Below are 25622 nucleotides of genomic sequence, written 5' to 3'. Positions count from 1 at the left end.
TCTGCGTCAGCGCCGCCTCGGTTGCGGCATCGATGATGCCGGCATTGTCGACGACCCGTCCGGTCAGCGCCGGCAATTCGGCGGCAATGGCCGCGAAGCCGACCAGCAGCACCGCTATGGCCATAAGCGCGGTGCCGATCGTTTTGACGAAACGGCCGAATTCCACCGGGCTGATGGCGTGTCTTGTCATCTCGTCACCAACTTCCCGAGGAGCCGCCGCCACCGGACGAACCGCCGCCGCCGGAAAACCCGCCACCGCTTGAACCCGACGACCATCCCCCGCCGGAACCTCCCGACCAGCCGCCGGACGACCGCCGGTTTGGCTCGAAGGTCATGCCCAGCCAGCGATAGCGGCCGGGACCGATCTTCTGGCCGAAGATCGGCGGCAGGATGGAGGCTGCGAGGCCGCCGAAAAAGATGATTGCCCAGATGGCTATGAAGATCGTGAAGAATAGATCGTCGCTGTTGAACGGCGGCTGCTGGTTGCGTTCGCCGCGGGCTTCCAGCTCTTCGGGATTGCCTTCCAGCACCATGATCATGTCATCGACGGCCTTGCTGATGCCGCCAGAGAAATCGCCGGCACGGAAGGCCGGCACCATGTCATTTTCAATGATCAGCTTGGTGTGCAGGTCGGTCAGCGTGCCTTCCAGCCCATAGCCGACCTCGATGCGCATCTTGCGGTCGTTCGGCGCCACCAGAAGCAGGACGCCGTTGTTCTCCTTCGCCTGGCCCAGTTTCCAGGCGCGGAACAGCCGGTTGGCGTAAGGCTCGATTTCCTCACCGTCGAGGCTGGGGATGGTCGCGACCACGATCTGGTCCGAACCCTTGGTCTCGAAATCGGCAAGCTTCTGCGTCAGCGCCGCCTCGGTTGCGGCATCGATGATGCCGGCATTGTCGACGACCCGTCCGGTCAGCGCCGGCAATTCGGCGGCGAGAACGATGAGAGGGAGCAGGAGAAAGGTTGGAACGAAGCCAAGAAAAATCAGGGCGGCGTTTCTTCCCACCCCCCTCTGTGGGGAGATGTCCGGCAGGACAGAGGGGGGCGCGAAGGAATACAAGGCCAACAGGCCCAGGCTCAACAGGCGCCGTTCACCCGCCTTGCGTGGTGTTGGTGCCGAAATCGATCTTCGGCGGCTGCATCTTATCCTCCTCGATGGTGAAATTCGCAAACGGCTGGTTGCCGCGAAACCACAAGGTCGCCCAGATCACCGACGGAAAGGTCCTCAGCGACAGATTGTACTCTCTCACTGCCTGGATATAGTCGCGGCGGGCGACCGTGATGCGGTTCTCGGTGCCTTCGAGTTGTGCTTGCAGCGCCAGAAAGTTCTGGTTGGCCTTGAGATCGGGGTAGTTCTCCACCACTGCCAGCAGGCGCGACAGCGCGCTGGTCAAGCCGGCCTGGCTGTCCTGGAATTTCTTGAAGGCTTCCGGATTGTTCAGCGTTTCCGGCGTCACGGTCACCTGCGTCGCCTTGGCACGCGCTTCGACCACGGCATCGAGCGTATCCTTCTCGTGCGCGGCGTATCCCTTGACCGTGTTGACAAGATTGGGGATGAGATCGGCGCGGCGCTGGTATTGATTCAACACCTCGCTCCATGCTGCCTTGGCGTTTTCCTCAGCTGTCGGGATGGTGTTGTAGCCGCAGCCCGCAAGCAGCGGCAGCACGACGGCCATGACCAGGAACGCAGCTATATTACGGAAGATTGGCGGTGAACAAAGGCGCTGGGCGAGCATGATAAGGTCCCGTCGATAGCATTGGCAGGCGAAGCATTAGCACAATCCTTGCGTAAGAAAATGACTTCGGCCGAGAAGTGTTACTGGTTTCTGCCATTCACCGTCAGGCCCTGTGACAGACAAGGCGAACGGGTTAAGCTCGGCATGAAACGGGGTATCACCATGGCGAAACGCCACGACAGCGACGCGGAATCGCGCCGCATCATCGAGCGGGTGGCGCGCGAGACCGACCCGGGCGGCACCTCGTTCCTCGCGCGCGACCGCGTCACCGCGGCCGATGCCGACCGGTCGGATCCGATCGAATATTGGGGCACCCGCATCGGTCGGGCAGCGGGCTTGCTTATTGCCATCGGCCTGTTGATCTGGCTCGTGCTTTTCGTCACCAGGGGCAGTTAGGAAAATCAATGAGTGCCGAAAAAACCGACGCGCCGCGCGCGGTCATCGTCGTCTCCAGCCATGTCGCACGTGGCTCGGTCGGCAACCGTGCCGCCGTCTTTGCGCTGGAGACGCTCGGCTTTCCGGTTTGGGCGGTGCCGACCGTCATTTTGCCCTGGCATCCGGGCCATGGCCGGGCCACCCGCATCGTGCCGCCGCTGGACCAGTTCAAGGCGCTGATGACCGACCTCGAGCGCGCGCCGTGGCTGGGCGAGGTCGGCGCCGTGCTGTCCGGCTATCTCGGCGAGGCTGGCCAGGCCGATGCCGTTGCTTCGCTGGTCGGCGCGGTCAAGGCGAAGACACCGGAAGCCCTCTATATCTGCGACCCGGTGATGGGCGATTCGGGCGGCCTCTACGTACCTGAGCCGACCGCTATCGCCATGCGCGACCGGCTGATGCCGATCGCCGATATCGCCACGCCCAACCGCTATGAGCTGGAATGGATGGCCGGAGCGCCGCTGCCAGACCTGAAATCGGCAATGGCTGCGGCCCTGCAAGCCGGCCCACCGGCCATGCTGGTCACATCGGCGCCGGCGATGATGGCCGGCGGCACCGGCAATTTGCTGCTCACAGGCAGGGAGGCGCTGCTTGCCGAACACCGGCTCATTGACAAGCCGCCGAATGGGCTCGGCGACCTGACGGCTGCCGTCTACCTAGCGCGGATCCTGTCCGGCCAGCCGGCCGCCAAGGCTCTGCAATCGACCACTGCGGCGGTCTACGAGATCCTGGCGCGCACCGCCAAGCGCGGCGGCGACGAGTTGCAGCTCGAGACCGATGCCCAGAGCCTGTCGCACCCAATGGCGATGGTGCAGCTTCGCCATCTCCTGCATCCGGAACGGGACCGCCGGGCGTGACGCAGGCCGAAAACGCCGTGCCGCAGGATGTTGCGCCCGATGATGTTGTGCCCGACCATGTTGTGCCCGAGAGCGTTGTGCCCGAGGACGTTGTGCCCGAGGATGTTGTGCTTGTCGGCGTCGACGGCTGCAAGGCTGGCTGGATAGCCGTCCGCCGCGATCCCGGTGCGGCACCGTCTACAGCCGTTTTCCCAAGCTTCGCGGCGTTGCTCGACCGACTGCCCGTCAATGCGATCGTGGCGGTCGACATGCCGATCGGCCTGCCCGATTTCTCGCAAAGAGGCGGTCGCGGCCCGGAGGCGCTGGTGCGGCCGCTGCTCGGGGCCCGGCAGTCCAGTGTCTTTGCCATCCCCTCCCGCGCCGCGCTCTACGCCGAGATCGAAGCTTTCACCACGGTCGACGCCTGGTATGCCGCACATCGCAAGGCAAGCGAGGTGGCCAGGACGACATCAGATCCGCCGCGCGGCGTCTCGATCCAGGCCTTCGGCATCTTCGCCAAGATCCGCGAGATCGATTCGCTGCTGATCGCGCGGCCCGAACTGCGCAGCCGCGTCTTCGAATCGCATCCGGAAGTTGCCTTCTGCAAACTGAACGGCGACCGCGCTATGCGCCTGCCCAAGAAGATCAGGGGCAACATCAATCCGGCCGGCATGGCCGAACGCAAGGCGCTGCTTGCCCAGCATGGTTATAGCGAGGATTTTCTCGACCAGACGCCGCCGCGCGGCGCGGCCGCCGACGATTTCCTCGACGCCGCGGCAATGATGGTGGTTGCCGGACGCATCGTCAGAGGCGAGGCAATGCCGTTTCCGGATCCGCCGCTCGCCGATCGTTTAGGCATTCCGGTCGCCATTTGGGCCTGAGGACCAGGGCGTCAGGAGCGTGATCTGAGCGCCTCGTTGAGTGCCCACATATCCTTCTCCTCGGGCGCAGTCTCCAATCCGAGCACGGGAATTTGCTTACGTAAATGGTCGTGGTGGGTGCGCACGCCATATTCGAGATCGGAGAGGTAAAAACCTCCGAAGGCTTCGGACAGCATGGATTCGTTGGACCATATCGAAAGCTGCACGTCCTCGGCCAGCGTGTCGCGATCGATGCGGTAGGACAGGTAGCGAGCAGCCGCCTGTTGCCTGGTCTCGTCGCGATAGCGGTAGATGGCGCCGCGCAGCAGCGTCTCACCCGTCGACAGCGGGAATTCCTGATAGAACTGTACCGATTCCGGCATGATCGACAGCACGTTGTTCGGGAAGATGCCGTAGTAGATCCAGGCCTTGCGCAGGTGCTCCGGCAGGTGCTTCGCCTCGGGTGCGAGCTTGATATATTGCGCGACGCTCCAGCGCCGTCCGGCATGCGGATTGTAAGTGGCGAACGAGCGCGATACGCCGTTGACGAACGGCTCGTCGAAATAGGTCGCACCGTAAAGATCCTGCAGCGCCGGATGTGCCATGGCGACGTGGTAGCCTTCATTGTCGACGTCGCGCACCGACTTCCAGTTGACCGGCGTATTTTGGGTCCAGATGCCCCGGGACGGCACCATCTCGACCACGCCGTAATGAGCAATCTCGGCTTCGATCGGCTTCAACAGCTCGGCCACGGATGGCTGCGGCCCACCCTTGCGGAAGCGGATGAAGATGAAGCCCATCCAGATTTCGAGCTCGAGCGGCATCAAGCCGAATTCGGTCTTGTCGAGGTCGGGGAAGGAACGCGGGCGGGCAGCACCGCGCAGTGTGCCGTCGAGATTGTAGACCCAGCCATGGAAAGGGCAGACCAGCGCGTTCTTGCAAGTGCCCTGGCTGTCGGCGACAACGCGACTGCCGCGGTGGCGGCACATATTGTTGAAGGCGCATACAACGCCATCCTTGCCGCGCACGATCAGCGCCCGCTCGCCGACCACATCCATCGTCAGATAGTCGCCGGCGTTCGGCACGTCGCAGACATGGCCGGCGATCTGCCAATGATTGCGGAAGACGTGCTCTTTCTCGAGTTCGAGCAAGGCGTCGGAATGATAGCTCCAGCCCGGCAGCCCCCGCCGATCCCAATCGTTGGGAATTGCCACGTCACGCAGATGCGGGTTCATAAAGGCTCTTTATTTATTGAATGATCGTTCAATAAAAGCATATTTTCCGTTGAAATGCAATGGCTTGCAAAAATGGGGAGAATTCTTGGCGGGAAATCGAGCCGGATTTGAGAGCCGAGTCCGAACGATCGAAGCCGGGAAAATCCCGGGAATTCCGGACGTTAATCCCCTCACGCTTGTTGAGCGCCCGACGCTCCGTGGGCCTGGCAAGGCGACGTGGATCTGGTGCCGTGGGTAGCGGAAAACGAGAATGCCACCTGTGCTGCAGCTACACCTGATCGGTTCGCCCAGGAATGGCCGCGGGCCTGGTTTCATGCCGGTTACACAATCGTTAATCCATCATCGTTGGCCGGTTACAAGGTGCGATTAGGTTCGTTTCAACAGAGAAAAGAAGAAGACCGAAGGAAACGACGATGCGTACGAAAATCCAGGTCACCAATACCGACCTTCGCCAGCAGGGTCCCCAACGTAACGACCGGCGCCCGAAGCTGGCGCTGCGCCAGCGCGCCAGTGATCATCCAATGGCGATGTTCATGCTGCTGGCGTCCGCCGCATTTGCCGGCATGGCGTTGACGCCGACCGTCGGTCCGGCCTTCGCCTCACTGAACCCGCCGGCCAACCTCATCGATGGCGCGACGACCAGCACCAAGACGGCGCGCCTGCCGATTTCGGAGATCGATTTCGCCTGCAAGGGGCAGGCCTGGGGCGCCGAGAGCCTGGACTGCCTGCGCGTCATCGCCGCCCAGTCGGGCAAGGCACGGCCGGTCCGCATGATCGCCAACGCCGCCCCGCTGGCCGATACGCCGAACGTTTTTTGATTTTTTGCGAGCGCCCTCCAGCACTCCAGTCAGGCTCCCGCCGCAATGTCGGCCGGGAGCCTTTTTCTTCCGGGAGAGATGGCGGAGTCTAGCCGCCCAGAGCGGCCTGCTCGGCAATGGCCGAGAGCACGCCGCGCACATCCAGCGTGCTGAACGGTTTTTCGAGGATTGGCGGCCGCTGCGGCGCCGGCAGCGCCTCGATTTCGCCTTTCGCGCCGATCAGATCGCCGGTGACAAGCACGAAGCGCCGCGCTAGACCCGGCAATTCGCCGAGTAGCTCGCGATAGGCGGCTATGCCGCTGGTGCCGGGCATGCGCAAATCGGAAAACACGATGTCCGGCGGGACATGGCCACTCAGCGTAGCGGCGGCCGAGACCCAGGCCGGCACGATCCGCGACTTGATGCCCATCAACTCCAGAATGTCGGACAGCGACGCGGCGACATCCGGCTCATCGTCTATGATCAGCGCGTGACGCAAGCCGCTCGACCGCGACGGAGCTTCGCCGGCGGCGGCCGCGCCGGCCGCGATCGCCGGCAGCTGCACGACAAAACGCACACCTCTCGGCGAAACCTCCTCGAACCAGATATTGCCATTGTGCCGCTCGATGATCGATTTCGAGATCGACAGACCGATGCCGGTACCGACACCGACCGGCTTGGTGGTGAAATAGGATTCGAATATGCGTGAACGTATCGCTTCCGGCACGCCTGGTCCGTTGTCCTCGACCGAGAATCCGGGATTGCCGCGGTCGCTGCGAAACGTCCGGACCTTGATCCGGCGGTCGCCGGCAACGCCGGCCAAGGCATGCTGGCTGTTGATGAGGAAGTTGGCGGCTACCTGCGTCACATGGTCGGCATCTGCCATGGCCAGCAGCGGGCCGCTAGCGAAATCGGTGTCGATGATGATGCCGCTCGACCGTGCGCCATAGGCGGTCACTTCGAGTGCGGCGCGGATCACCTGGTTGAGGTCGGTTTCTGCCTGTGCAGCCGGGTGCAGGCGGACCATCGACAGGAAGCTCTTGACGATACGGCCGCAGCGCTCGGCAGCGGCGCGCACCTTTTCGGCGCGCACCTTGGTCTGCGGATCGGCGGCGAATTCGTGCAGCAGCGTCGACTGGGCGACAACCACGGCCAGCGGATTGTTGAGCTCGTGCGAAACGCCGGCGAGCAGCGACCCCATTGCCGCCATCTTCTCGTTCTGGTGCAGTTTTTCGCGCTGGCGGTTGATTTCCTCCTCAGCCCGCAACTTGTCGCGCAGGTCGCGGATGGAGCCGAAGATCAGCTGGCGATCGGCGACGCGCATCTCGGTTGCCGTCAGCTCGATCGGAAAAACCTCGCCAGCGGCATTCTGGGTGACCGTTTCAAGCCGCTGGCCGACCATCGGCGCACCGCGGCCCGACATGTATTCGGCGCCCGACGCATAGCCCTTGCGGTAATATTCCGGCACGACCGTATCGAGCAGGTCCTTGCCGAGGATGTCGCTGCGCCGATAGCCGAACATCTTCTCGGCGGCCGGATTGAATTCGATGATCGAGCCGGTCTCGTCGATGACGATGATAGCATCGAGCGAGGCCTGCAGCATGGTGCGGCGAATGACGTCGCTGGCATGCGCGTCGGAGGGCGACCGTTCGATGGCATCGCCGATGGCGAGTGCCACCATGTGCAACGCCGCCTCTTCCTGGTCGGTCCATTCGCGTTCGTGGATGCAGTCGTTGACCGCCAGCGTGCCCCACAAATTACCGTGCGAAAAGACCGACACCGACAGGAACGACTTGATGTTCTGCTTTTCGAAATCCGTCCGCAGAAAGCCTTCGAGATCGCGTGTGTGCCCGGCGAAGATCTTGCCTTGACGCTCGTCCTCCGCCAGCCGTTCCAGCAATGGGTCTGAATCGACGACCGACTGCATGATGACGGTTGGTGACGCCAGCTCGCCGCCAAACCGGGGGGCGATCCAATAAGCGGCGACCGACTGGGCGAAGCCCTGGCCGGGCAGTTCGCGCAGGCGAAACAGGATGCCGCGGTGACAATCCATGGCTTCGCAAAGCGTTTGGAGAATACCCTCCATCTCGCGCTGCCAGTCACCGGCTTCGCGCAGCCGGCGAACCACATGCACGGCCACCATCGCCGCGCCCTGCCTGGCGCCCTGCACGTCCACGCGTGTTGTTTCAGCCGTCATGATCAGCCGTCATTTCCTGGCCGCGGCTTCCTCAAGCCGTCGCCTTAGTTATTTTCGCCGACTGGCAGCGAGAAGATATAGCCTTCGCCGCGCACCGTGCGCAGGAATTTCGGATTGGCCGGATCCGCCTCGATCTTCTTTCTCAGCCGCATGATGCGGATGTCGACGGCGCGGGACGATTCCGGATCCTCGACGAAACCGATCGCCTCGGAGATCGCCGCCCGCGTCAACAGCCGGTTGGCGCGCGTCAGGAACACCTCCAGCACGTCGAACTCGCTCTTGGCCATGTCAATGACCGCGCCGTTGGCGCCGGTGACGAGCCTGCCGTCGAGATCGGCGTGAAAGGGTCCGAAGCTCACGGACCGGCGGCCGCCGGATGTTTCAGCCTTGGCCTTTTGTGGCTCGGTCGGCTCCGGAACGCGACGCAGCACGCTGCGCACCCTGGCCAGCACTTCGCGCAATTCGTAAGGCTTGACGATGTAGTCGTCAGCGCCGAGCTCCAGTCCGACGATGCGGTCGAGCGCGGTACCGGCGGCCGTCGCATAGATGATGCCGATCGGCATTTTCGACCGCATCCAGCGCCCGAGCGACAAGCCGTCCTCGCCCGGCATGGCGATGTCGAGAATGGCCAGATGGAAGGACTGCACTTCCAAGAGGTCGCGCGCCGCCGCCGCACTTTCGGCCGTGGCCACATCATAGCCGCTGGCGCCGAGATACTCGGCGACCGCGTCCCTGAGGTCGGGCTCGTCCTCGACGATGACAATTCGTGCACGCACGATGCTTTCGCTCCCGCTTTCAGTGGAAAGTAGATTGGGTATAAACATGATGTCCAGCACTCTTCTTGGGTTGCCGTATGCGGGGTAGAAAAACATGGCTGCACGATCCGTTATCGCGCTTGTTTCCGTCGCTGAAGTAATTGCCACCGATCTCGCCGATCATCTCGAGCGGCGCGGTCATGACGTCCGTGCGGCGCGACAGCCGTGGGAAGCCGAATCGCTGCTTTCGGAAAAGGGTATCGATGTCGTGGTTGTCGGCGACAGCGTCAGCCAGGCGGAGGGGCGAGACCTGCTCAGGCGACATGGCGGCGAAGGTGGCCCGGATTTCATCCTGATCTGCCGCCCGGCCGATCTGGTCGACAAGGTTCTGGCGCTCGAACTCGGCGCCGCCGACGTCGTCGAAAGCCCGCTCAATGTCAGGGAGCTTGCCGCTCGCGTCGGCGGCCTTCTGGCTCGGCGCGGCAGGAGCGCCGGGGAACTGATCGTGCTGGAGAACGCGACCGTCGATCTCCGATCGGCCATTGTCATGCACCGCTCGGGAACCGAAGAACAGCTGTCCCCCGGGCAGGTGGCGCTGCTCAGGCTGTTCCTGGCCAGCCCGCGCAAGGTGCTGACGCGGGACGACATCATCGCCGCCGCGCCCGCCGAAAATGCCGAAGCCTTCGATCGGTCGATCGATTCGCGCATCGTGCGGCTGCGCCGCAAGCTCGATACCGAAACCATCACCACCATACGGGGTGCCGGTTACCGGTTCGATCCGCCGACGCAATTCGCCGATTGAAGGCAGGACGGCCACCCTTTTGTCTTGAGCATCGGGTTTTCCCAAAACCGGTTTCCACTTTGGGGTTCCGATGCTCTTCAGCGCACCACGAGAAGCGACGGGCCGGACGGCATGTCACTGTTCGTACTGACCTCGCCGGCATGAGCACGTTCCTTCAGCAGCACGGTGGCGAGGCCGGCAATGCCGAGCAGCCCCTGGACGTAAAGCAGGGCGGAAAGCACGGAAGCGGCGAATTTCGTTTTCATCCTGTTCGTTCCTCAAAATTGGAATTTACGGGCACTTCAGGGGAACCCCCGAAGCGCCCGCGCCGCCAGCGGAGCCCCCCGTTGCGGCGCGGGCCTTCGGTCCTCTCGGCTGCAAGTTGCCGGAGGCGCCGCGCATCCTCAACGGCCCTAAGCCGCCCCCGCCAGAGGGGCTTGAGCCGGTCGACGCGCAGGCTGGAAAGTGTCCAGATCAATCCAGGCCGTAGCGAAACAGTGTTGGCTTCCGATCGTTCGTTGCCCGCTGTTTTCGTTAGGTCAACTTTGCCTGTTCGCTGTATCCGGATCATGCCGCCGACGCTGCGCTTTGTTGCAGCTCGGTTTCGGAGTCAGGTGAATTCCTATCAAACGAAAGGCAATCGCGTATTGGCGCCGCGGTTTGGCCGATCCGCCTAGGCAAACACGCCACCCGTCATGACGACGTCGTGCAACTGCAAGCTGCTTTGCACGGACCTTTTCTGTTAACCAGGGGAAACAGAATCGAAACACAAACGAGCATCTTGCGAAATCGGCTTGAAACATGACGCCCCGATAAGCCGGTCATGAATTGGGCCGGCCCCGACCGGCAGAATAGGGGAGACATCATGTACACTGCCATTTCCGCCAAGCTCATCAACATCGCCGCCGCCGTCATCACCGGTACTGCCTTGCTTGTCAGTGCCGGCAACGGCGCAGCCCACGCCGCCGCCAACAAGATCGTCGCGCGTGTGTCGCTATCGCAGCAGACCATGGAAATTCTGGTCGACGGGCGGCCGACATTCGCCTGGAAGGTCTCGACCGGCGACAGGACGCACGTCACGCCGACCGGTTCGTTCAAGCCGACCCGCATGCATGAAATTTGGTATTCGAAGAAATACGACAACGCCCCGATGCCGCATTCGGTGTTCTTCAGCGGCGGCTACGCCGTACATGCGACAAGCGCCATCAAGCGCCTCGGCCAGCCGGCCTCGCATGGCTGCGTGCGTCTGCATCCGGACAACGCCGCCGATTTCTACCAGCTCGTCGAGGTCTTCGGCCCGGCCAACACCAGCATCGTCATCGTCAAGTGAGCGATGCTGCTCTTGTGTCGCTCAAAAAGGCCGGAAATCCGGCCTTTTTATTGTACAATGTTAGTACAATCTAATCTGGGTTAGTACAATCTAATCCGGCATCACCGGCATCAGCTTCGGATCCGGCTTTTCAGCGTGATGCGGCAGGTCCTTGCTGGCGATAAAGGTGTAGAACATCGGCACCACAAACAGCGTGAACATGGTTCCGACCAGGATGCCGGTGAAGATCACCAAGCCCATCGAATAGCGTGCCGCGGCACCCGCGCCGCTGGAGATGATCAGCGGCACCACGCCGAGCGCCATCGCCGCCGTCGTCATCAGGATCGGCCGCAGCCGCACCCTGGCCGACGCGATGATCGCATCGCGCCGCCGCATGCCGTGCATTTCACGCTGCTGGTTGGCGAACTCGACCAGGAGGATGCCGTGCTTGGTGATGAGGCCGATCAGCGTGATGAGGCCAACCTGGGTGTAGATATTGAGCGTGCCTAGCCCGATGTTAAGCGGCACGATCGCGCCGAAGATCGAGAGCGGCACCGCCATCATGATGATCAACGGATCGCGGAAGCTTTCGAACTGCGCCGCCAGCACCAGATAGATGACGAGCACAGCCGCAGCGAAGGCGATGATGATCGTGTAGCCCTGTTGCTTCTCCTGCCGTGACTGGCCGGTATAGTCGATGAAGAACGTGTCGGGCAGGCTTTCCCTGGCGATGTCCTCGATGGTCTTCAGCCCGTCACCGGTGGTGACGGTGGGCAATGGCAGAGCGGAAATCGTGGCGGAGTTCAACTGGTTGAACTGCTCGATGGCGGCCGGCGACGCGTTGGTCGAGATCTTCACCACCGCCGAGAGCGGCACCATCTCGCCCGACGCGCTGCGCACGAAATACTCGGCCAGCTTTTCAGGGTTGTCGCGAAAGCTCTGCGGCACCTGCGGGATGATGTCGTAGCTGTTGGATTCGCGGTCGAACTGCGCCACCTCGGCGCCACCGACCAGGAGCGTCAGCGTCCGGCCGATGTCGGCGATCGGCAGGTTGAGCGCGGCGGCGCGGTCGCGGTCGATCGTCACCGTCACTTGCGGCGCGTCGTAGGACATCGAATTCTCCACGGCGAGGAAGCGGCCGGAGGCCTGCGCCTTGTTCTTGATATTTTCCGCCGCCTCGTAGACTTCGGAGGCCTCGCCGGTCGAGCGCACGACCATCGTGATCGGCAGGCCACCGCCGGAGCCGGGCAGCGTCGGCGGCGCGAAGACGAAAGCCTTGACGCCCGCCACCTTGGCAAGGCGCGCAGTGATGTCTTGCTGAAGTTCCTTCGAGCTGCGCGCGCGCTCGGCCCAGTCCTTGAACGCAAAGCCGACGAAAGCGCTGTTCGTCGGGCCTTGGAACGCGACGGCGGAGAACCGCGCCCTGGTTTCGGGGATATCATTCACCAGCCCGAGAATCTGGTTCACATAGGTCTCGGTGTAGTCCGACGTCGCGTACCGCGGCGCGTTCACAATAGACAGCAAGAAGCCCTGGTCTTCTTCCGGCGCCAGTTCGCTTGAGGTCTTGGTGAACATAAAGCCGGTCGTGGCGACCAGTGCGACGACGATCATCAGCGTCACCGGGCGATATTTCAGCGAGCCGGTGACCAGCCGCTCATAGATGTGTTCGACGCGCCCGAACGTATTGTCGACAATGCGCTGGAAGCGGCTGTGCGAGCCGGACCTCAGGATACGTGCCGACATCATCGGTGTGACGGTTAGGGCAACGCCCCCCGAAAGCACCACCGAGCCGGCAAGCGTCACCGCGAATTCGCGAAACAGCGCGCCGGTCAGGCCGCCGGTGAAGGCCAGCGGCGCGAACACGGCGGCCAGCGTTATCGTCATGGCGACGACGGCGGAAGAGATCTCGCGCATGCCGTTGAAGGCAGCCTGCATCGGCGACAAACCGTCTTCCTCCATGTGGCGGTGGATGTTTTCCACCACCACGATGGCGTCGTCGACGACGAGGCCGATCGCTAGCACCATGGCCAGCAACGACAAAAGGTTGATCGAATAACCCAAAGAAAACAGCAGGAAACAGACGCCGATCAGCGACAGCGGAATGGTCACGATCGGCATCAGCACCGAGCGGAACGAGCCGAGGAAGAGCAGGATGACGACGATGACGATGGCGACCGCCTCGCCGATGGTCTTGAACACCTCCTCGATCGACGCGCTGATCTGCTCGGTCGAGTCGTAGACGATCTCGATCGTCATGCCGAGCGGCAGTGTCTCCTGGATGGTCGGCACGATCTTGTGGATCGCCGCCGCCGTGGTCAGCGGATTGGCGGCCGGCGTTGGAAAGATGGCGAGAAAGATGCCGGGCTTGCCGTTGAACGTGACCCTGGTGTCGGTGCTCGCCGCGGCGAGCTCGACGCGGGCCACATCGCGCAGCCTCACCACATTGCCGTCTTTCGAGCGGAGCGGAAGGGCAGCGAAAGCCTCCGGCGTCTGCAGGGTCGAGCGAACCGTGATCGAGGAAGCCACATATTCGTTTTCGGTATCGCCGGGCGCCGAGAGGAAATTCGATTCGTTGATGGCGGTCAGCACTTCCGCCGCCGTCACGCCGCGCGCCGCCAGTTTGATCGGGTCGATCCAGACACGCATCGAATATTCGGCGGCGCCGAAAATCTGCACGTCGGCGACACCTTCGACCGTCGAGATACGCGGCCGCACGACACGCTCGATATATTCGGTGAGCTGTTCCGGTGTCATGTTCGGATTCTGCATCGAGATGTACATCATCGCGAACTGCTGGCCGGTGCCCTTGACGATCACCGGGTCTTTGGTTTCGTCCGGCAGATCGCCGCGAACACTCTGAACCTTCGACAAGACTTCGTTCAGCGCGACGTCGGGGTCGGAGCCGAGCTTCATCTGCACCGTCACGGTGCTGGAGGACGGCCGGCTCGACGACGTGACATAATCGATGTTTTCGGTCGAAGCGACGGCACGCGCGATCGGCGCGGAAATGAACCCCTGGATCAGGTCGGCGCTGGCACCGGGATAGGCCGTGGTGATGGTGATGGCCGTTTCTTCAACCTCTGGATACTGCCGAATCGAAAGGTTGAAGATGCCCTGAAAACCCAGAAGCAGGATCATGCAGGCAAGCACGGTCGAGAGAACCGGGCGGCGGATGAAGAGGTCGGAAAAGCTCATTGCTGGGCTGCCTGCTGGTTCCCCGGCTTGCTCGGATCGATCGTGTTGTCGACGGCAACGGACATGCCGTTGGAGAGCCGGTTCTGGCCGGCCGTAACGACTTCGTCGCCGGGCTGTATGCCTTCCAGGATCTCGACCAGGCCGGCGTTGTGGCGGCCTGGCTTGACGAACACCTGGGCGAGCACGAGCTGCGGTTTCTGTTCTTCCGCTGCCGGCTTGGCTTCCGCTGCCGGTTTGGCTGGGGTAGCAGCCGGCTTTTCGTCGGGTTTTGCCACGGGTGCTTCGGCCGCCGGCTCGGCAGCATCTGCAGCCGGCTTTTCTTTCGGCTTTGCCTCGGGAGCCGCGCCGTTGGCTTCGGCGGATTTGGCCGCGCGCACCACGAAGACGAAGTCGCCGTACAGGCTGGAAGTCAGCGCCGTCTGCGGCAGCGCCAGCACGTCCTTCTCCTCGGGCAGTTCGACGCGCACCTGGACGAACTGGCCGGGCGTCAGCTTGCCTTCGGGATTGCCGACCTCCGCTCTACCATCACCAGCCGGCTGGTCGGGTCGATCTTCGGATCGATGCCGCGGATGCTGCCGGTGAACGGCATGTCGCCGCCGCCGACGCCCAACCGCACCCTCTGTCCGATCTTCAGCTGTGGAAGCTGCTGCTCCGGCACGGTGAAATCGACACGCATCGTATCCATGTCCTGCAAGGTCACCACGGCAGTGCCGGGTGTGAGATACTGGCCAAGGTCGATTTTCGGAATACCGACAGTACCCTTGAAGGGGGCCGTCAACTGCTTTTGGTCGAGCACCGCCTGCAGCTTGTTTACCTGCGCGGCTGAGACCGATGCTGCTGCCTGCGCCGTGTCGAGCGTAGCATCGGTGCCGACCCCGCGCTTCTGCAGCTCGAGAGCGCGCATCAGCGTCGTCTGGTCGGAGGTGGCTTGCGCCTTCGACGCGACGAGGTCGGCTCGCTCGACGGCATCGTCAAGCTGCAGCAGGACGGCGTTGGCGGCGACCTTCTGATTGGCATGGAACAGGATGTCCTTGACGATGCCAGCAGTTTCGACCGTCAGGTCGACGCCGCGTACGGCACTGACAGTGCCGATCGCCTCGATGCCGGGGGTCCAGGACATCGGTTTGACGATGACTGTCGACACGGTCGTGGCCGGCGGCTTCATGGTGGCGAAGAACTGTTTGATCGCATTGTCGCGAAACAGGTTGAAGCCGACGATGCCGCCGCACACCAGCACGAGCAGAATGAAGGCGATGATGAAGCGCTTGATCACGAACAGTTCCCTCGGCCATGGCCCAGCATAACGGTCGGATGACCGGAACACATACCTGTGACTGGTCCCAATTTCAAATGATGGCGATCTTACTGTACCGTCTGGACGGTCTTGTCAATTCCGCCTAAGCTAATGAATGGGGAACGATTGATGAAGGTCCGCAGAGCAAATTCGCGCGAAAAAATTCTCGCTGCTGCCGCCGCGGTGGCGCGCGAGACGGGTCCTGGCAGCCTGTCGCTGGACGCTGTTGCCAGCCGTGCCGGCGTGTCGAAGGGTGGTCTTCTCTACAATTTCCCGACCAAGGCGAAATTGATGCAGGCGCTGGTGGAGGATTATCTCAGCGCATTCCAACAGGCGCTGGAGGCCGCCCGCAAGAACAGCGGCAGCGGCGAGAGCCCGCTCGCCGCCTATATCAGGCTTTCGGCCGAGCATGCCGAGGAGTCGAAGCCATCGGCATCCTGGATATTTTCGGCAATCGCCGAGGATCCCGATTTTCTAACGCCGATAAAATCGTTCAGGCGGCAGGTGTTCGAGCAGCTGAAGGAGGAGACGCCGAATCTCAAGGCGCTACTGGTCTGCTATCTCGCCATCGAAGGGCTTCGCAGCATGAACCTGTTCGGTTCGGACATTCTCTCCGCCGACGAGCGCCGGCTGCTGATATCGACCCTGCTGGAGATCGCGGAATAGTCTAGGAATACGCCGGCCGGGTTCAGTTGCCTCGACTGTCGGGATGTGGCTGGAGCGAGGTGCCGTCCACTTGGGGCAGAGTGAACTCCACGCTTTGAACCTGCGTCTCGGTGCTCTCCGAAAATCGGTTCCGATTTTCGGGCCGATGCGCTAGAGCCTTTCGGGATTGACCCGAGCTGCCTTCAACCCGGAAAGGCTCCCACCGCTGCCCATGCCCCATCTTCCCGAGCATCTTCTCACCGGCTACCGCAGTTTTATGAGCGGCCGCTATCTCACCGAAAGCGGCCGTTATCGCTCGCTGGCGCGAGAGGGCCAGGCACCGGAAACGATGATCGTCGCCTGCTGCGATTCGCGGGCCGCGCCCGAAGCGATCTTCGACGCCGGGCCCGGCGAGCTGTTCGTGCTGCGCAATGTCGGCAATCTGGTGCCGCCCTATGCGCCCGACGATCAGTTCCACTCGACATCGGCGGCGCTCGAATTTGCCGTGCAGAGCCTCAAGGTCAAGAACATCGTGGTGATGGGCCATGGCCGCTGCGGCGGCATCCGCGCGGCACTCGACACCACGGCCGCACCCTTGTCGCCGGGCGATTTCATCGGCAAGTGGATGAGCCTAATCGCGCCTGCGGCCGAGACCGTATCGTCCAGCACCTTCATGACCGCGACCGAGCGCCAGACGGCGCTGGAGCGCATCTCGATCCGCTATTCCATAGCCAATCTGCGCACCTTCCCTTGTGTTTCGATCCTCGAAGGCAAGGGGCGGCTGTCGCTGCACGGTGCCTGGTTCGATATTTCGACCGGCGAGCTTTGGGTGATGAACAAGGACACAGGCGATTTCGAGCGGCCGGAGACGGAGTAGGAGACGAGGCATGATGCGAGCTCGGTTCGCGTTCGCGGCGGCCGCACTGCTGTGCTCAGCAAATGTTGCCCGCGCCGACGATAGCGCGATCATAGACCGCTGGTATTCGGCACTGCTGGTCGCCGACCGCACCGAATTGTCGGACCTGCTCGCCGACAACGTCCGCATCAAGCTCGACGACCTCGGCGTCGTGCAAAGCAAGCAGGAGTTCATCGCCTCGATCGCCGAGTGGCAGGGCGCCGTCGCCGGGGCCGAAATCCGCCACCGGATCGAGAAGACGGAGGGCGGCGTCACCACTGTGATCGCCTGCTATGATTTTCCCAGCAACGACATGCTGATGCAGGAGACTTTCGCGGTCGCCAACGACCAGATCAGCGCCAGTTCGCAAGCCGCGATCGCCGAAAATTGCGACGGTTACTGACGGAACCATGAACTGGGGCCGCTGTTGCGCGCAACCGGCCGGCGCCTTACATCGGTGACGATCCATCTCCTCCCGCCACTCAGCGAAAGTTTGCCCATGCCATCCGCCGTCGACCTCGCCGCCCATCCGCTGACCGCATGGCAAGGGCCGCTCGGCCTGCCCGATTTCACGCGCATCGGCGATGGCGATTTTTCTCCGGTCTTCGACGCGGCCCTGAAGGCGCATGAAGCCGAGATCGAGGCGATTGCCGGCAACACCGGGACGCCGACCATCGAAAACACGCTTGCCGCGCTCGAGCTTGCCGGCGAGGCTCTCGACCATGTCTCGTCGATCTTCTGGTGCCGCGCCGGCGCCCACACCAACGAGGCGATCCAGGCGCTGGAGCGCGACATCTCGCCGAAGATGTCGCGGCACTTCTCGGCAATCTCGATGAACGAACGCCTATTCGCCCGCATCGACCACCTCTATCAGCGCCGCGATGCTTTGAAGCTCGATGCCGAAACGCTGCGGGTCTTGGAAAAGACCTGGAAAAACTTCGTTCGCTCCGGCGCCATGCTCGACGCCGAAGGCAAGAAGCGGCTGGCCTCGATCAACGAGGAATTGTCGTCGCTCGGCACCAATTTCGGCCAGAACGTGCTTGCCGACGAGCGCGACTGGGCGTTGTTCCTCGACGAGGCCGATCTTGCCGGCCTGCCGGAATTCCTGAAAAGCTCGATGGCGGAAGCCGCCGAGATGCGCGGCCAGAAGGGCCGCTACGCCGTCACTCTGTCGCGGTCGATCTACGAGCCGTTCTCGACCTTCTCAGAACGCCGCGACCTGCGCGAGACGGCGTTCCGCGCCTTCATCATGCGTGGTCAGAATGGCGGCGCCACCGACAATACGGAAGTGGTGCGCGACATGCTGCGCCTGCGCGCCGAGAAGGCGAAGCTGCTCGGCTATGCTTCCTACGCCGCATTGAAGCTCGACGATACCATGGCCAAGACGCCGGAGGCGGTGCACGCGCTGCTCGATCCGGTCTGGGAAAAGGCGGTGGAGAAGGCCGCAAGCGACCAGGCCGAATTGCAGCGGCTGGCGGCCGAGGCCGGCAGCAACGAGAAATTCGCTGCCTGGGACTGGCGCTTCTACCAGGAGAAGCTGCGGGCAGAGAAATTCGCCTTCGACGAGGCCGAGCTGAAGCCGTATCTGCAGCTAGACCGCATCATCGACGCCTGTTTCGATGTGGCAACACGATTGTTCGGCATTTCTTTCGAAGAAAAGAAGGGCATTGCCACCTGGCATCCGGACGCGCGTGTCTTCGTGGTGAAGAATGCCGACGGCAGCGAGCGCGGCCTGTTCCTCGCCGACTATTTCGCCCGGCCTTCGAAGCGCTCCGGCGCCTGGATGAGCGCGCTGAAATCCGGTTATAGGCTTGGCCCTGGCTCGAAGCCGGTCATCTACAACATCATGAACTTCGCCAAGCCGCCGGCCGGCGAGGCCGCCTTGCTGTCGGTCGATGAAGCCAAGACGCTGTTCCATGAATTCGGTCATGCTCTGCACGGCATGCTGACCGACGTCACTTGGCCGTCGGTCGCTGGCACCTCGGTCAGCCGCGATTTCGTCGAACTGCCTTCGCAGCTTTACGAACACTGGCTGACGGTACCGGCGGTGCTGGAAAAACATGCGCTGCATGTCAAGACCGGCAAGCCGATGCCAAAGGCGCTGGTCGACAAGATGCTGGCGGCGCGCACCTTCGGCGCGGGCTTCGCCACGGTCGAGTTCACTGCCTCGGCGTTGGTGGACATGGCTTACCACGCGCGGCCGGATGCACCGGACCAGCCGCTTCGTTTCGAAGCCGAAACGCTGGAACGGCTTAACATGCCCGATACCATTGCCATGCGTCACCGCACCCCGCATTTCGGCCACATCTTTGCCGGCGACGGCTATTCGGCCGGCTATTATTCCTACATGTGGTCCGAAGTGCTCGATGCCGACGCCTTCGCCGCCTTCGAGGAGACGGGCGATCCGTTCAATCCGGCGCTGGCCGAGCGGCTGCGCAAGAACATCTACGCCGCTGGCGGCTCGAAGGACCCCGAAGAACTCTACACCGCCTTCCGCGGCAAGATGCCTTCACCGGAAGCAATGATGGCCAAGCGCGGACTGGTGTGATGCGTGCCCGCTCTTGTCACGGTTCTCTTCCATCCTGATTGATGTCGGCCGTCATGGCGTCGGGTTGCGCGCCGGCTGATCCGGTTTCTGTCGGCCCCGGCTCGGCCTCGCTGGCTGCGGCAGTGTCGTTGAGGTGACTGCCCGCTATGCTGATCGGCCGCTGGCGCATCCGGACCGCCTTGCGACGACCGCTACGGAAATAAATCTCTCAGTCGCGAACGTCAGCCCCGCCAACGGAAGGCGAGGCTGGTAAGTTGATTGTCCCGGCAAGCTTTTTTGCCGGGGCGATTGGCCTAGACTAGGCAGGCACAAAGCCAAAATAGGCTTTGTAGGACGCCCCTTCGCCGGAAATCAGGGGCGTTTCCACTTTGAACCCAATCCCGCTGAAGGTGGTATTGTTCGTACGTGCCGCGAGCAACACCATCTGCTTTGCGGAGATGGTCACTGTCGCGCTCCCGATCCTGTCATCGCCCCAATCGAAGAGATCGCTGATGGCGCCGCCGATCGATGGCATCAACGATCCCAGGGCCGGGCCGGCTATCGCGGCAATGATAGGTCCTGCCACCGGAATGAGGCCCAAAGCCAGCGTACCCGCCGTATGGACGCCCATCACGACCTTCTGCACTTCGTCCTTGTACTTGTTGGGATCGCCGAAATCGTTTTCCATCAGCACCGTACCGATATTGATGCCGTAGGGCTTGCCTCGATAGACCTCCATCAGGTCGGGTCTCGTATCTCCCGCATCGACGTCGCCATAGACCTGGCTGCGCTTGGTGTCGGCGATCTGCGGCGTTGTCACGCTGACGATGACATAGGGCTCGTCCGCACTCGACCCCTGATCCCAGTCGGTCTCGCCGAAGCAATGGAGCCCGGTATAGTGGACGACGACATCTCGAAGGTCGATCGCGCCGGTGTCGGGCCACCAATATATGCCGCCGTTTTCAAACAGATTGGCACGGCCACCGTCGGCGAATTCGGTCTCGTCGGTGGTTGGGTACCCCAGATATGACTGTTCCCAGCCCAGGCTTTCCCACTTCTTGCGGATGTCACCGTACACCACGTTGGCTCCTGTGTTCGGTGTCCAGTAGATCGAGCCGGCATTGGCAAAATGGTTGTAGCGCCCGACGCCGTCGGGAGTTCCGGTCTCGTCGGTGACCGGATAGCCGAGAACCGAGCGCTCCCAGCCCATTGCTGCCCATTTGCCGCGAATTGCCCCCCAAATCGCTTGAGCACCGGTATTCGGTGTCCAGTAGATCGAAGCGGTATTGTTGTTGAAGTGATTGTATCGGCCGACGCCGTCGGGAGTTCCGGTTTCGTCGGTGCAGGGAATGCCCCACGCGAGACCGCCAAGCGCAATCCATTTCCTGTAGATGTCGCCGTGGATCTCAAAGGCGTCGTGCATGGCATCGTTGTAACAAATGCATGAGCCGTTCTTGAGATACCAGGCTTTTCCAGTCTCCTTCCTGTCGATCTCGGCGAAGCCGGCGCCTCCAAGGGAGTTGTACTTTTGCTGTATGACAGCTTCGGGCGATAGGAGCGACCAAGGCCCGATCCTGAGCTGGTCGGAAAGTCTTGTGGCTCCAGCGCGGATGGTGCCGGCACGCACTCTTGAAGTTGCTCTGGCAGTATACGGCATGACCTTTTCCTTCCTGTGAGTGTTGGTATCGGGGGCTTCAGGCCTCCGGCGATCGGTTTTGATCGACGAGCCGAGGTTCCCAGACCGCGACTTACGGACGGCTTACAGAGTTCCGAGCTGCGCCAGAGCAATTCCAGGAAACGTGTGGAACGGTTTTCCGTCCGGAACTGCGCAAAAATAAAGAGATAGAGCGGTTCGGCGTTTCCGTGAGACGATGAACCGGTCTAGAGAAACGGGCGCACGAGCGAACGCAGCAAAGGCGAGGGCTCGTCATCGCCGGTCGAAGCGAGCGCGCGTTCATAGCGCCGGTAATCCTCGATGGCGCCGGCGTGGTCGTTTCTGGAGAGGCTCTCCTGGATGAGCGTGCGATGGAGTTTGGCCGATTCCGGGTAGAAATCGAGCGCACGCCGGCACGCCTGGCGTGCCCGATCTGCGTTGCCTCGGCTCTGCCAGTGTTTGGCGATCCGCACGGCAAGCTCCACCAACCCGTCCCGCACCCGGTCGGCCGCGGCGTTCGACCAGGCGGGCGTCGGGCCATTCGAGAAAAGCGGGCCGACAAAGCCTTCCAGCAGCATCTCCTGCTCCTCGATTGCGCTGTCTCTTTGGCCCGACAGAACGGGTTTCAGCCGGTCTTCCCAATCCTGCAGATCGATCCAGACCTTGTCGGCAGCGAGCCGCAAACGGCCTTCTCTCAGGGTTACGAGTTCGCCTTGCCCGAGCAATTTGCGCAGACGATGCAGCGCCTGCTCCAAGGCCGCTTTGGCCTGGTCGCCGTCGAGGTCGGGCCAGAGCCAATCCTGCAGGGTTTCCACCGAACAGACCTGATCCCTCGAGAGGCAGATAATGCGCAATATGTCGAGAGCGCGGGTAGGTTTGGCACCGGGCGCGACCTCGGCGCCATCGATCTCGAGGCGGAAGCCTCCCATCAAGTGTATCCTGAGCGGCCAAGGCCACTGGGCGGGGCGGCCAGCGGGCGGGACCAGATATCGCGCCCGAACGACGCGGCGGCAGAGATCGACATCGATCTTTCGCTCCAGCGCATCGGCGATCAGCTCGGCTAGCAAGTCCGGCAGGTTGAGCAAGATCGCCGAGGGATTGACCTCGCGCAATGCCGCCATGAATTCAGCCAGACGAGTGCCATAGGACGCGCCGCCGTTCCACTTCTGCTCCAAGGCCCGGGCGGCTAGAATGCTGAGTTCGACACGCTGGCGAGGGCCGCCGCTCAGCCTTTCGGCGATCCCCTGAAGTAGCGCAATCGCCTCCGCCGGACGCCGGTCGGCCAGCAGGACCTGGTATTTGGTGACGTAATGCGGCCAGCGCTCGATCATCGGCTCGTTCGCCCGCTCGATCGCATCCATGAAGACATCGCAGTCGAGATAGGCCTTGGCGAAGTCGCCGTTGCGCGTGTGCATCGCCGCATGGCAGTCGGCGACGACCGCGACCTGGGTGGTGAACCTGCTGTCCGCGATCTCGCCCAGTCGGGAGACCAGCGCATTGAACTCCGAGAACCTGTTGTGAAGCTTCATCAGCAATTGGAGCTGGTAGAGGGCGCTGAACTCGACGCCCCGTAGGGCGTGCTGCTCGCCTATCGCCGTTGCGCGTCGCAACGCATCCTCGGCCGAGGCATAGACAAAACCGCGCCGCGAATAGGGGAAGTAACGGCCGCTGGCCGAGCCAAAGGACACCAGCCACATGCCGAGCACCAGCGGTGGGATATCCGGATGTTCGAGGTCGGCGGCAACGCTGTCCACGGCATTGGCAAAAATGTCGCGCTGCCCCGACGAGGTCGCGTAGTCGATGAGCGCTTCGCTTGCCAGCAGGCGCAACTCGACCGAATCCTCGATCGGCAAATGTGTCAGGCGCTGCTGGATATCATTCACGAGGCGCTTCGCGTCATGGGCGTCGAATTCGCCAGGTTCGGCGAAATCGACGGCCCGCAGGATGCCGAGCCTGACCATCATGAGTTCCTCCGGATCCAATTCCGGCAACCCCTTGGCAAGAACCTGTGAGGCTCGGCGCGTCCAATCCGCCAGCCCCTCATGGGTACGCCAGCTGGCCGTCTTGACTACGACCGCCCGCGCGACCGTCAGGCATTGGCCGCGCATGTCGGTGTTCTCGAATGCTTGCCATGCCTTGGAGAAGTGCGGCTCGGCCTTCGCATCGTCCGACGCGAAGGCGACCCCCAGCCAATAATGGACCCACCCGTCCATCTCGTCGGCGGGCAGCCTGTTGCACCATTCGACGAAGCTGGCCCTGCGCCCTTGCGAGAGAACGCCGTTAGCGCACTCCAGAATGAGCTGGCGTGCCAGCGGCCAAGCGCCCGCCTGCAACGCCAGCACGATTGCCGCGTCGGTTTTGCCGGCCTCGTGCAAGACCTTTGCTGCCTGCTCGCGCAGCCTGGAACGGTCCGCGTCCGTCACGCGCCGGTCCAGTAGGCCGGCAAGGTATTCGCGCAACAAGTCATGCAGCTGGAAGGCGGCGCCGCCCGGACCGTCGCGCGTGATCAGCAGCTGGCGATGCTGCAGCCGCACCAGCAGGCGGGCAGCCTGCGGCGAACCCAGGAACGCATCGGCAAGGTCCGTGCTGATCTCCGGCAGAAGGTTGAGCCTGATCAGCAGATCCTGGTCCTCCGGCGCGATGTCGCGCAGGAAATAACGTCCGACAATCTCCCGAAGGCCGGCGCCTCCGGCAAGGCCGGTCTGCGAAAGCGGGTAGTACATTCCAGCATTGGCCAGCAGGAGAAGCCCCACCGCCCAGCCGCGCGCCTCCGAAATGTCGCCGACCTCGGACGGCGATTGCGAGCGGGCGGTGACGAGGTTGCGAGCCTCCGCAGGCGAAAACTCCAGCAGCGTTTGGTTGAGGACCGGCAACTGTCCGGACAGCACAAGGTCGGCGACATCGCCCTCGGGCAGCATCCGCGATGTGCAGATGCAGCGGACGGTATTGGGGCGTTCGCGCAACAGGATCGCCAGCGTCCGGCGAAAGCCTGGTGCATCGGCACGATGCAGATCGTCGAGGACCAGGATCGTGCCCGGATCAAGCCGCGAGAAATAGGTGCGGAAGAACAGCCGCGCGAAATCGTCGGAATTGTCGGCATATTCCGGACCAAAGACCGGCATGCCGGCATGCCTGCCGTCGAGCGACAGCGTCAGATAATGGAAAAGCCGCGCAACGTCCTGGTCCTCGGTGTCGACCCGATACCAGTTGTACGCCGATTCGCCTTGCTTCAGCCCGCCTTGTTCCAGCCCGCCGTGTTCCAGAAAGTCGATCACCGCGGTGGTCTTGCCGTATCCACCAGGCGCAGCCAGCCAGCATGCACCGCTGTCGAGGGCCTGCGAAAGCAGCGCCACTACGCGCGGACGGCTGACAATTCCCACTGGCCGGGGTGCCGAGAGCTTTGCTATCTCGCGCGGCGCGTCCCGGAAGGATTTATCCATTGTGAGGACTCTCGCAGCGCAGTCGCCTCGCGAAAACAGGTAATCGGTTCGCCCGCAACAACAAATCGCCGGCCGGCGTTGTGCTCGCCTGACGTGCCGTGCTCGCCGGCAAGGTCGCGGTTATCCCTTGTGCGACATGATATGCGAAACCCCGACACTCACGTCAGCGGTGTGTCTTGCCATCACTGCGTTCATTCGCATTGCAATCGTCGCATAGCCGTTTCGTTCGTGGTCGGTAACTTCCGAGGGCTTGAAGAGCCACGGAAGGGGTGCAACCTGCGCGTCTTCGAAATTGGCCGGCAGATTCGATGGCACCGCCTTTTTTCCTAGAGGCAGCTCTAGCCCAAGGTCACTAAATTCCTTCTCGAGGCTGGCGTGCAGATGAGAAAGGACGACATAGATCGCCAGCTTTGATCTAGTCCTTTCTGTGTTGTTTAGATTGTACTCTTGAAGAACCTCATCGAACGATGGCGATACGTCACTTTCGGCAGCGGTAGCTCGTGTTGCAACAGCACCGGCCAGGGCAGTCGCTGCCACTCCTGTAAGACCTACAAAATCACGTCTTGTCGTGCCGGTCATGGTGAATTTCCCCTCGGTTTTGAAGACGGGCCAAGTCTGGCAAGGAGGAGGCGCAGTGGCAATAGGCCGCATATGCTATTGGTGTAGAGGGCCTTTACGTCGCCGATGTGAATCCACCCGGCGACGACAGTGCCAAGCCGGCAGAGGCCCGCGATGCATTCGGTTGCTTGATCTGAAAACCCATGGAATCCGAGAAAGGTTTCCTCAGCATTCACGGGGGGGTTCGAAAAATCCGCTGGTGGAGCTGAGGAGGATCGAACTCCTGACCTCGTCATTGCGAACGACGCGCTCTCCCAGCTGAGCTACAGCCCCGTCCAGCGGATGGGGCTTTTATCGGCCGCTGCGGTTTCCTGTCAAGCTGCGCTTGCTGCCGAAATGCCGGTCGGCCGTTCGTGCGCCTCGCCTACGCGTCGGAACGCGGCTCTTGCCGCTTTCAGCTACAGTGGCTACATGTCGG

20 protein-coding genes, 1 tRNA gene and 2 pseudogenes are annotated in these 25622 nt (G+C 62.5%); 10 read left to right on the top strand and 13 right to left on the bottom strand.

Features of this window, described 5'->3' with window-relative positions:
• The 3 genes and pseudogenes from NKJ72_RS26250 to NKJ72_RS26240 form a co-directional block, all read right to left on the bottom strand.
• Positions 1–190 (bottom strand): annotated as a pseudogene (locus NKJ72_RS26250) (TPM domain-containing protein); the annotation flags it as partial.
• A 4-nt stretch (positions 191–194) separates the two neighbouring features.
• A complete protein-coding gene (locus NKJ72_RS26245) occupies positions 195–1004 on the bottom strand; it encodes a TPM domain-containing protein (RefSeq protein ID WP_502901898.1) in 810 nt (269 codons plus the stop codon).
• An 85-nt stretch (positions 1005–1089) separates the two neighbouring features.
• A complete protein-coding gene (locus NKJ72_RS26240; RefSeq protein WP_352480030.1) occupies positions 1090–1734 on the bottom strand; it encodes a LemA family protein in 645 nt (214 codons plus the stop codon).
• A gap of 162 nt (positions 1735–1896) precedes the next feature.
• Here NKJ72_RS26240 and NKJ72_RS26235 point away from each other — a divergent pair, with 162 nt between their 5' ends.
• From NKJ72_RS26235 to NKJ72_RS26225, 3 genes are all read left to right on the top strand, one after another.
• Positions 1897–2130 (top strand): hypothetical protein, encoded by a 234-nt coding sequence (locus NKJ72_RS26235; protein WP_352480041.1) that lies wholly within the window; start codon positions 1897–1899, stop codon positions 2128–2130.
• A gap of 8 nt (positions 2131–2138) precedes the next feature.
• Complete coding sequence (pdxY, locus tag NKJ72_RS26230; RefSeq protein WP_254817752.1) at positions 2139–3023, top strand: pyridoxal kinase PdxY; 885 nt, start codon at positions 2139–2141, stop codon at positions 3021–3023.
• Between the two features lie 92 nt (positions 3024–3115).
• Positions 3116–3883 carry a DUF429 domain-containing protein gene (locus NKJ72_RS26225; RefSeq protein WP_352480040.1) on the top strand — a complete coding sequence of 256 codons (768 nt, stop codon included), beginning with the start codon at positions 3116–3118 and terminating at the stop codon, positions 3881–3883.
• Between the two features lie 11 nt (positions 3884–3894).
• Here the strand turns inward: NKJ72_RS26225 and NKJ72_RS26220 are convergent, their stop codons facing one another.
• Positions 3895–5097, bottom strand: coding sequence for an aromatic ring-hydroxylating oxygenase subunit alpha (locus tag NKJ72_RS26220; protein WP_352480029.1), 1203 nt, complete (start codon positions 5095–5097; stop codon positions 3895–3897).
• A 413-nt stretch (positions 5098–5510) separates the two neighbouring features.
• Between NKJ72_RS26220 and NKJ72_RS26215 the strand changes: the two genes are divergently transcribed.
• Positions 5511–5915, top strand: a complete 405-nt coding sequence (locus NKJ72_RS26215) for a hypothetical protein (protein WP_352480028.1) — start codon at positions 5511–5513, stop codon at positions 5913–5915.
• Positions 5916–6003: 88 nt separating this feature from the next.
• Here NKJ72_RS26215 and NKJ72_RS26210 read toward each other — a convergent pair whose 3' ends face one another.
• Positions 6004–8091: a PAS domain S-box protein gene (locus tag NKJ72_RS26210; protein ID WP_254817756.1), complete on the bottom strand. Its 2088-nt coding sequence runs from the start codon at positions 8089–8091 to the stop codon at positions 6004–6006.
• A 44-nt stretch (positions 8092–8135) separates the two neighbouring features.
• Positions 8136–8915: a response regulator gene (locus NKJ72_RS26205; RefSeq protein ID WP_254817757.1), complete on the bottom strand. Its 780-nt coding sequence runs from the start codon at positions 8913–8915 to the stop codon at positions 8136–8138.
• Between the two features lie 46 nt (positions 8916–8961).
• Here NKJ72_RS26205 and NKJ72_RS26200 point away from each other — a divergent pair, with 46 nt between their 5' ends.
• On the top strand, positions 8962–9648 hold the full coding sequence (locus NKJ72_RS26200) for a response regulator transcription factor (RefSeq protein WP_292663715.1): 687 nt from the start codon (positions 8962–8964) through the stop codon (positions 9646–9648).
• Positions 9649–9725: 77 nt separating this feature from the next.
• On the opposite strand, the gene NKJ72_RS26195 is transcribed toward NKJ72_RS26200, so the two are convergent.
• Positions 9726–9893: a hypothetical protein gene (locus NKJ72_RS26195; protein ID WP_023721318.1), complete on the bottom strand. Its 168-nt coding sequence runs from the start codon at positions 9891–9893 to the stop codon at positions 9726–9728.
• Between the two features lie 599 nt (positions 9894–10492).
• On the opposite strand from NKJ72_RS26195, the gene NKJ72_RS26190 reads away from it, so the two are divergent.
• The gene (locus NKJ72_RS26190; RefSeq protein ID WP_352470721.1) at positions 10493–10957 is read left to right on the top strand and encodes a L,D-transpeptidase; all 465 of its coding nucleotides are present in this window, start codon (positions 10493–10495) and stop codon (positions 10955–10957) included.
• Positions 10958–11047: 90 nt separating this feature from the next.
• Here NKJ72_RS26190 and NKJ72_RS26185 read toward each other — a convergent pair whose 3' ends face one another.
• Together NKJ72_RS26185 and NKJ72_RS26180 are read right to left on the bottom strand one after the other, a co-directional pair.
• The gene (locus NKJ72_RS26185) at positions 11048–14131 is read right to left on the bottom strand and encodes an efflux RND transporter permease subunit (protein ID WP_352480027.1); all 3084 of its coding nucleotides are present in this window, start codon (positions 14129–14131) and stop codon (positions 11048–11050) included.
• Positions 14128–15404: pseudogene (locus NKJ72_RS26180) on the bottom strand (efflux RND transporter periplasmic adaptor subunit). Before NKJ72_RS26180 ends, NKJ72_RS26185 begins: the two are co-directional and overlap by 4 nt.
• 150 nt (positions 15405–15554) lie before the next feature.
• On the opposite strand from NKJ72_RS26180, the gene NKJ72_RS26175 reads away from it, so the two are divergent.
• The 4 genes from NKJ72_RS26175 to NKJ72_RS26160 all read left to right on the top strand — a co-directional run bounded on the left by NKJ72_RS26175 (position 15555) and on the right by NKJ72_RS26160 (position 19513).
• On the top strand, positions 15555–16091 hold the full coding sequence (locus tag NKJ72_RS26175; protein ID WP_352480026.1) for a TetR/AcrR family transcriptional regulator: 537 nt from the start codon (positions 15555–15557) through the stop codon (positions 16089–16091).
• Between the two features lie 211 nt (positions 16092–16302).
• On the top strand, positions 16303–16947 hold the full coding sequence (locus tag NKJ72_RS26170; protein WP_352480025.1) for a carbonic anhydrase: 645 nt from the start codon (positions 16303–16305) through the stop codon (positions 16945–16947).
• Between the two features lie 13 nt (positions 16948–16960).
• The gene (locus NKJ72_RS26165) at positions 16961–17368 is read left to right on the top strand and encodes a nuclear transport factor 2 family protein (protein WP_352480039.1); all 408 of its coding nucleotides are present in this window, start codon (positions 16961–16963) and stop codon (positions 17366–17368) included.
• Between the two features lie 90 nt (positions 17369–17458).
• Positions 17459–19513 carry a M3 family metallopeptidase gene (locus tag NKJ72_RS26160; protein ID WP_352480038.1) on the top strand — a complete coding sequence of 685 codons (2055 nt, stop codon included), beginning with the start codon at positions 17459–17461 and terminating at the stop codon, positions 19511–19513.
• Positions 19514–19811: 298 nt separating this feature from the next.
• Here the strand turns inward: NKJ72_RS26160 and NKJ72_RS26155 are convergent, their stop codons facing one another.
• From NKJ72_RS26155 to NKJ72_RS26140, 4 genes are all read right to left on the bottom strand, one after another.
• Positions 19812–21149, bottom strand: a complete 1338-nt coding sequence (locus NKJ72_RS26155; RefSeq protein ID WP_352480024.1) for an LGFP repeat-containing protein — start codon at positions 21147–21149, stop codon at positions 19812–19814.
• 224 nt (positions 21150–21373) lie between these two features.
• On the bottom strand, positions 21374–24586 hold the full coding sequence (locus NKJ72_RS26150) for an AfsR/SARP family transcriptional regulator (protein ID WP_352480023.1): 3213 nt from the start codon (positions 24584–24586) through the stop codon (positions 21374–21376).
• A 120-nt stretch (positions 24587–24706) separates the two neighbouring features.
• Positions 24707–25165, bottom strand: coding sequence for a hypothetical protein (locus NKJ72_RS26145; protein WP_352480022.1), 459 nt, complete (start codon positions 25163–25165; stop codon positions 24707–24709).
• Between the two features lie 236 nt (positions 25166–25401).
• Positions 25402–25477 (bottom strand) — tRNA-Ala (locus tag NKJ72_RS26140).
• Positions 25478–25622 lie beyond the last annotated feature (145 nt).

The organism is Mesorhizobium sp. M0045, assembly GCF_040323385.1.
Taxonomy (GTDB): domain Bacteria; phylum Pseudomonadota; class Alphaproteobacteria; order Rhizobiales; family Rhizobiaceae; genus Mesorhizobium.
This window is presented reverse-complemented; position numbering and strand designations above follow the sequence as displayed.

Bases quoted from the DNA above. Each gene is read 5' to 3' on its own strand.
- NKJ72_RS26240 (WP_352480030.1), bottom strand. From the start codon at position 1,734: ATGCTCGCCCAGCGCCTTTGTTCACCGCCAATCTTCCGTAATATAGCT.
- NKJ72_RS26235 (WP_352480041.1), top strand. From the start codon at position 1,897: ATGGCGAAACGCCACGACAGCGACGCGGAATCGCGCCGCATCATCGAG.
- pdxY (WP_254817752.1), top strand. From the start codon at position 2,139: ATGAGTGCCGAAAAAACCGACGCGCCGCGCGCGGTCATCGTCGTCTCC.
- NKJ72_RS26220 (WP_352480029.1), bottom strand. From the start codon at position 5,097: ATGAACCCGCATCTGCGTGACGTGGCAATTCCCAACGATTGGGATCGG.
- NKJ72_RS26215 (WP_352480028.1), top strand. From the start codon at position 5,511: ATGCGTACGAAAATCCAGGTCACCAATACCGACCTTCGCCAGCAGGGT.
- NKJ72_RS26210 (WP_254817756.1), bottom strand. From the start codon at position 8,091: ATGACGGCTGAAACAACACGCGTGGACGTGCAGGGCGCCAGGCAGGGC.
- NKJ72_RS26205 (WP_254817757.1), bottom strand. From the start codon at position 8,915: ATGTTTATACCCAATCTACTTTCCACTGAAAGCGGGAGCGAAAGCATC.
- NKJ72_RS26200 (WP_292663715.1), top strand. From the start codon at position 8,962: ATGGCTGCACGATCCGTTATCGCGCTTGTTTCCGTCGCTGAAGTAATT.
- NKJ72_RS26195 (WP_023721318.1), bottom strand. From the start codon at position 9,893: ATGAAAACGAAATTCGCCGCTTCCGTGCTTTCCGCCCTGCTTTACGTC.
- NKJ72_RS26190 (WP_352470721.1), top strand. From the start codon at position 10,493: ATGTACACTGCCATTTCCGCCAAGCTCATCAACATCGCCGCCGCCGTC.
- NKJ72_RS26185 (WP_352480027.1), bottom strand. From the start codon at position 14,131: ATGAGCTTTTCCGACCTCTTCATCCGCCGCCCGGTTCTCTCGACCGTG.
- NKJ72_RS26175 (WP_352480026.1), top strand. From the start codon at position 15,555: ATGAAGGTCCGCAGAGCAAATTCGCGCGAAAAAATTCTCGCTGCTGCC.
- NKJ72_RS26170 (WP_352480025.1), top strand. From the start codon at position 16,303: ATGCCCCATCTTCCCGAGCATCTTCTCACCGGCTACCGCAGTTTTATG.
- NKJ72_RS26165 (WP_352480039.1), top strand. From the start codon at position 16,961: ATGCGAGCTCGGTTCGCGTTCGCGGCGGCCGCACTGCTGTGCTCAGCA.
- NKJ72_RS26155 (WP_352480024.1), bottom strand. From the start codon at position 21,149: ATGCCGTATACTGCCAGAGCAACTTCAAGAGTGCGTGCCGGCACCATC.
- NKJ72_RS26150 (WP_352480023.1), bottom strand. From the start codon at position 24,586: ATGGATAAATCCTTCCGGGACGCGCCGCGCGAGATAGCAAAGCTCTCG.
- NKJ72_RS26145 (WP_352480022.1), bottom strand. From the start codon at position 25,165: ATGACCGGCACGACAAGACGTGATTTTGTAGGTCTTACAGGAGTGGCA.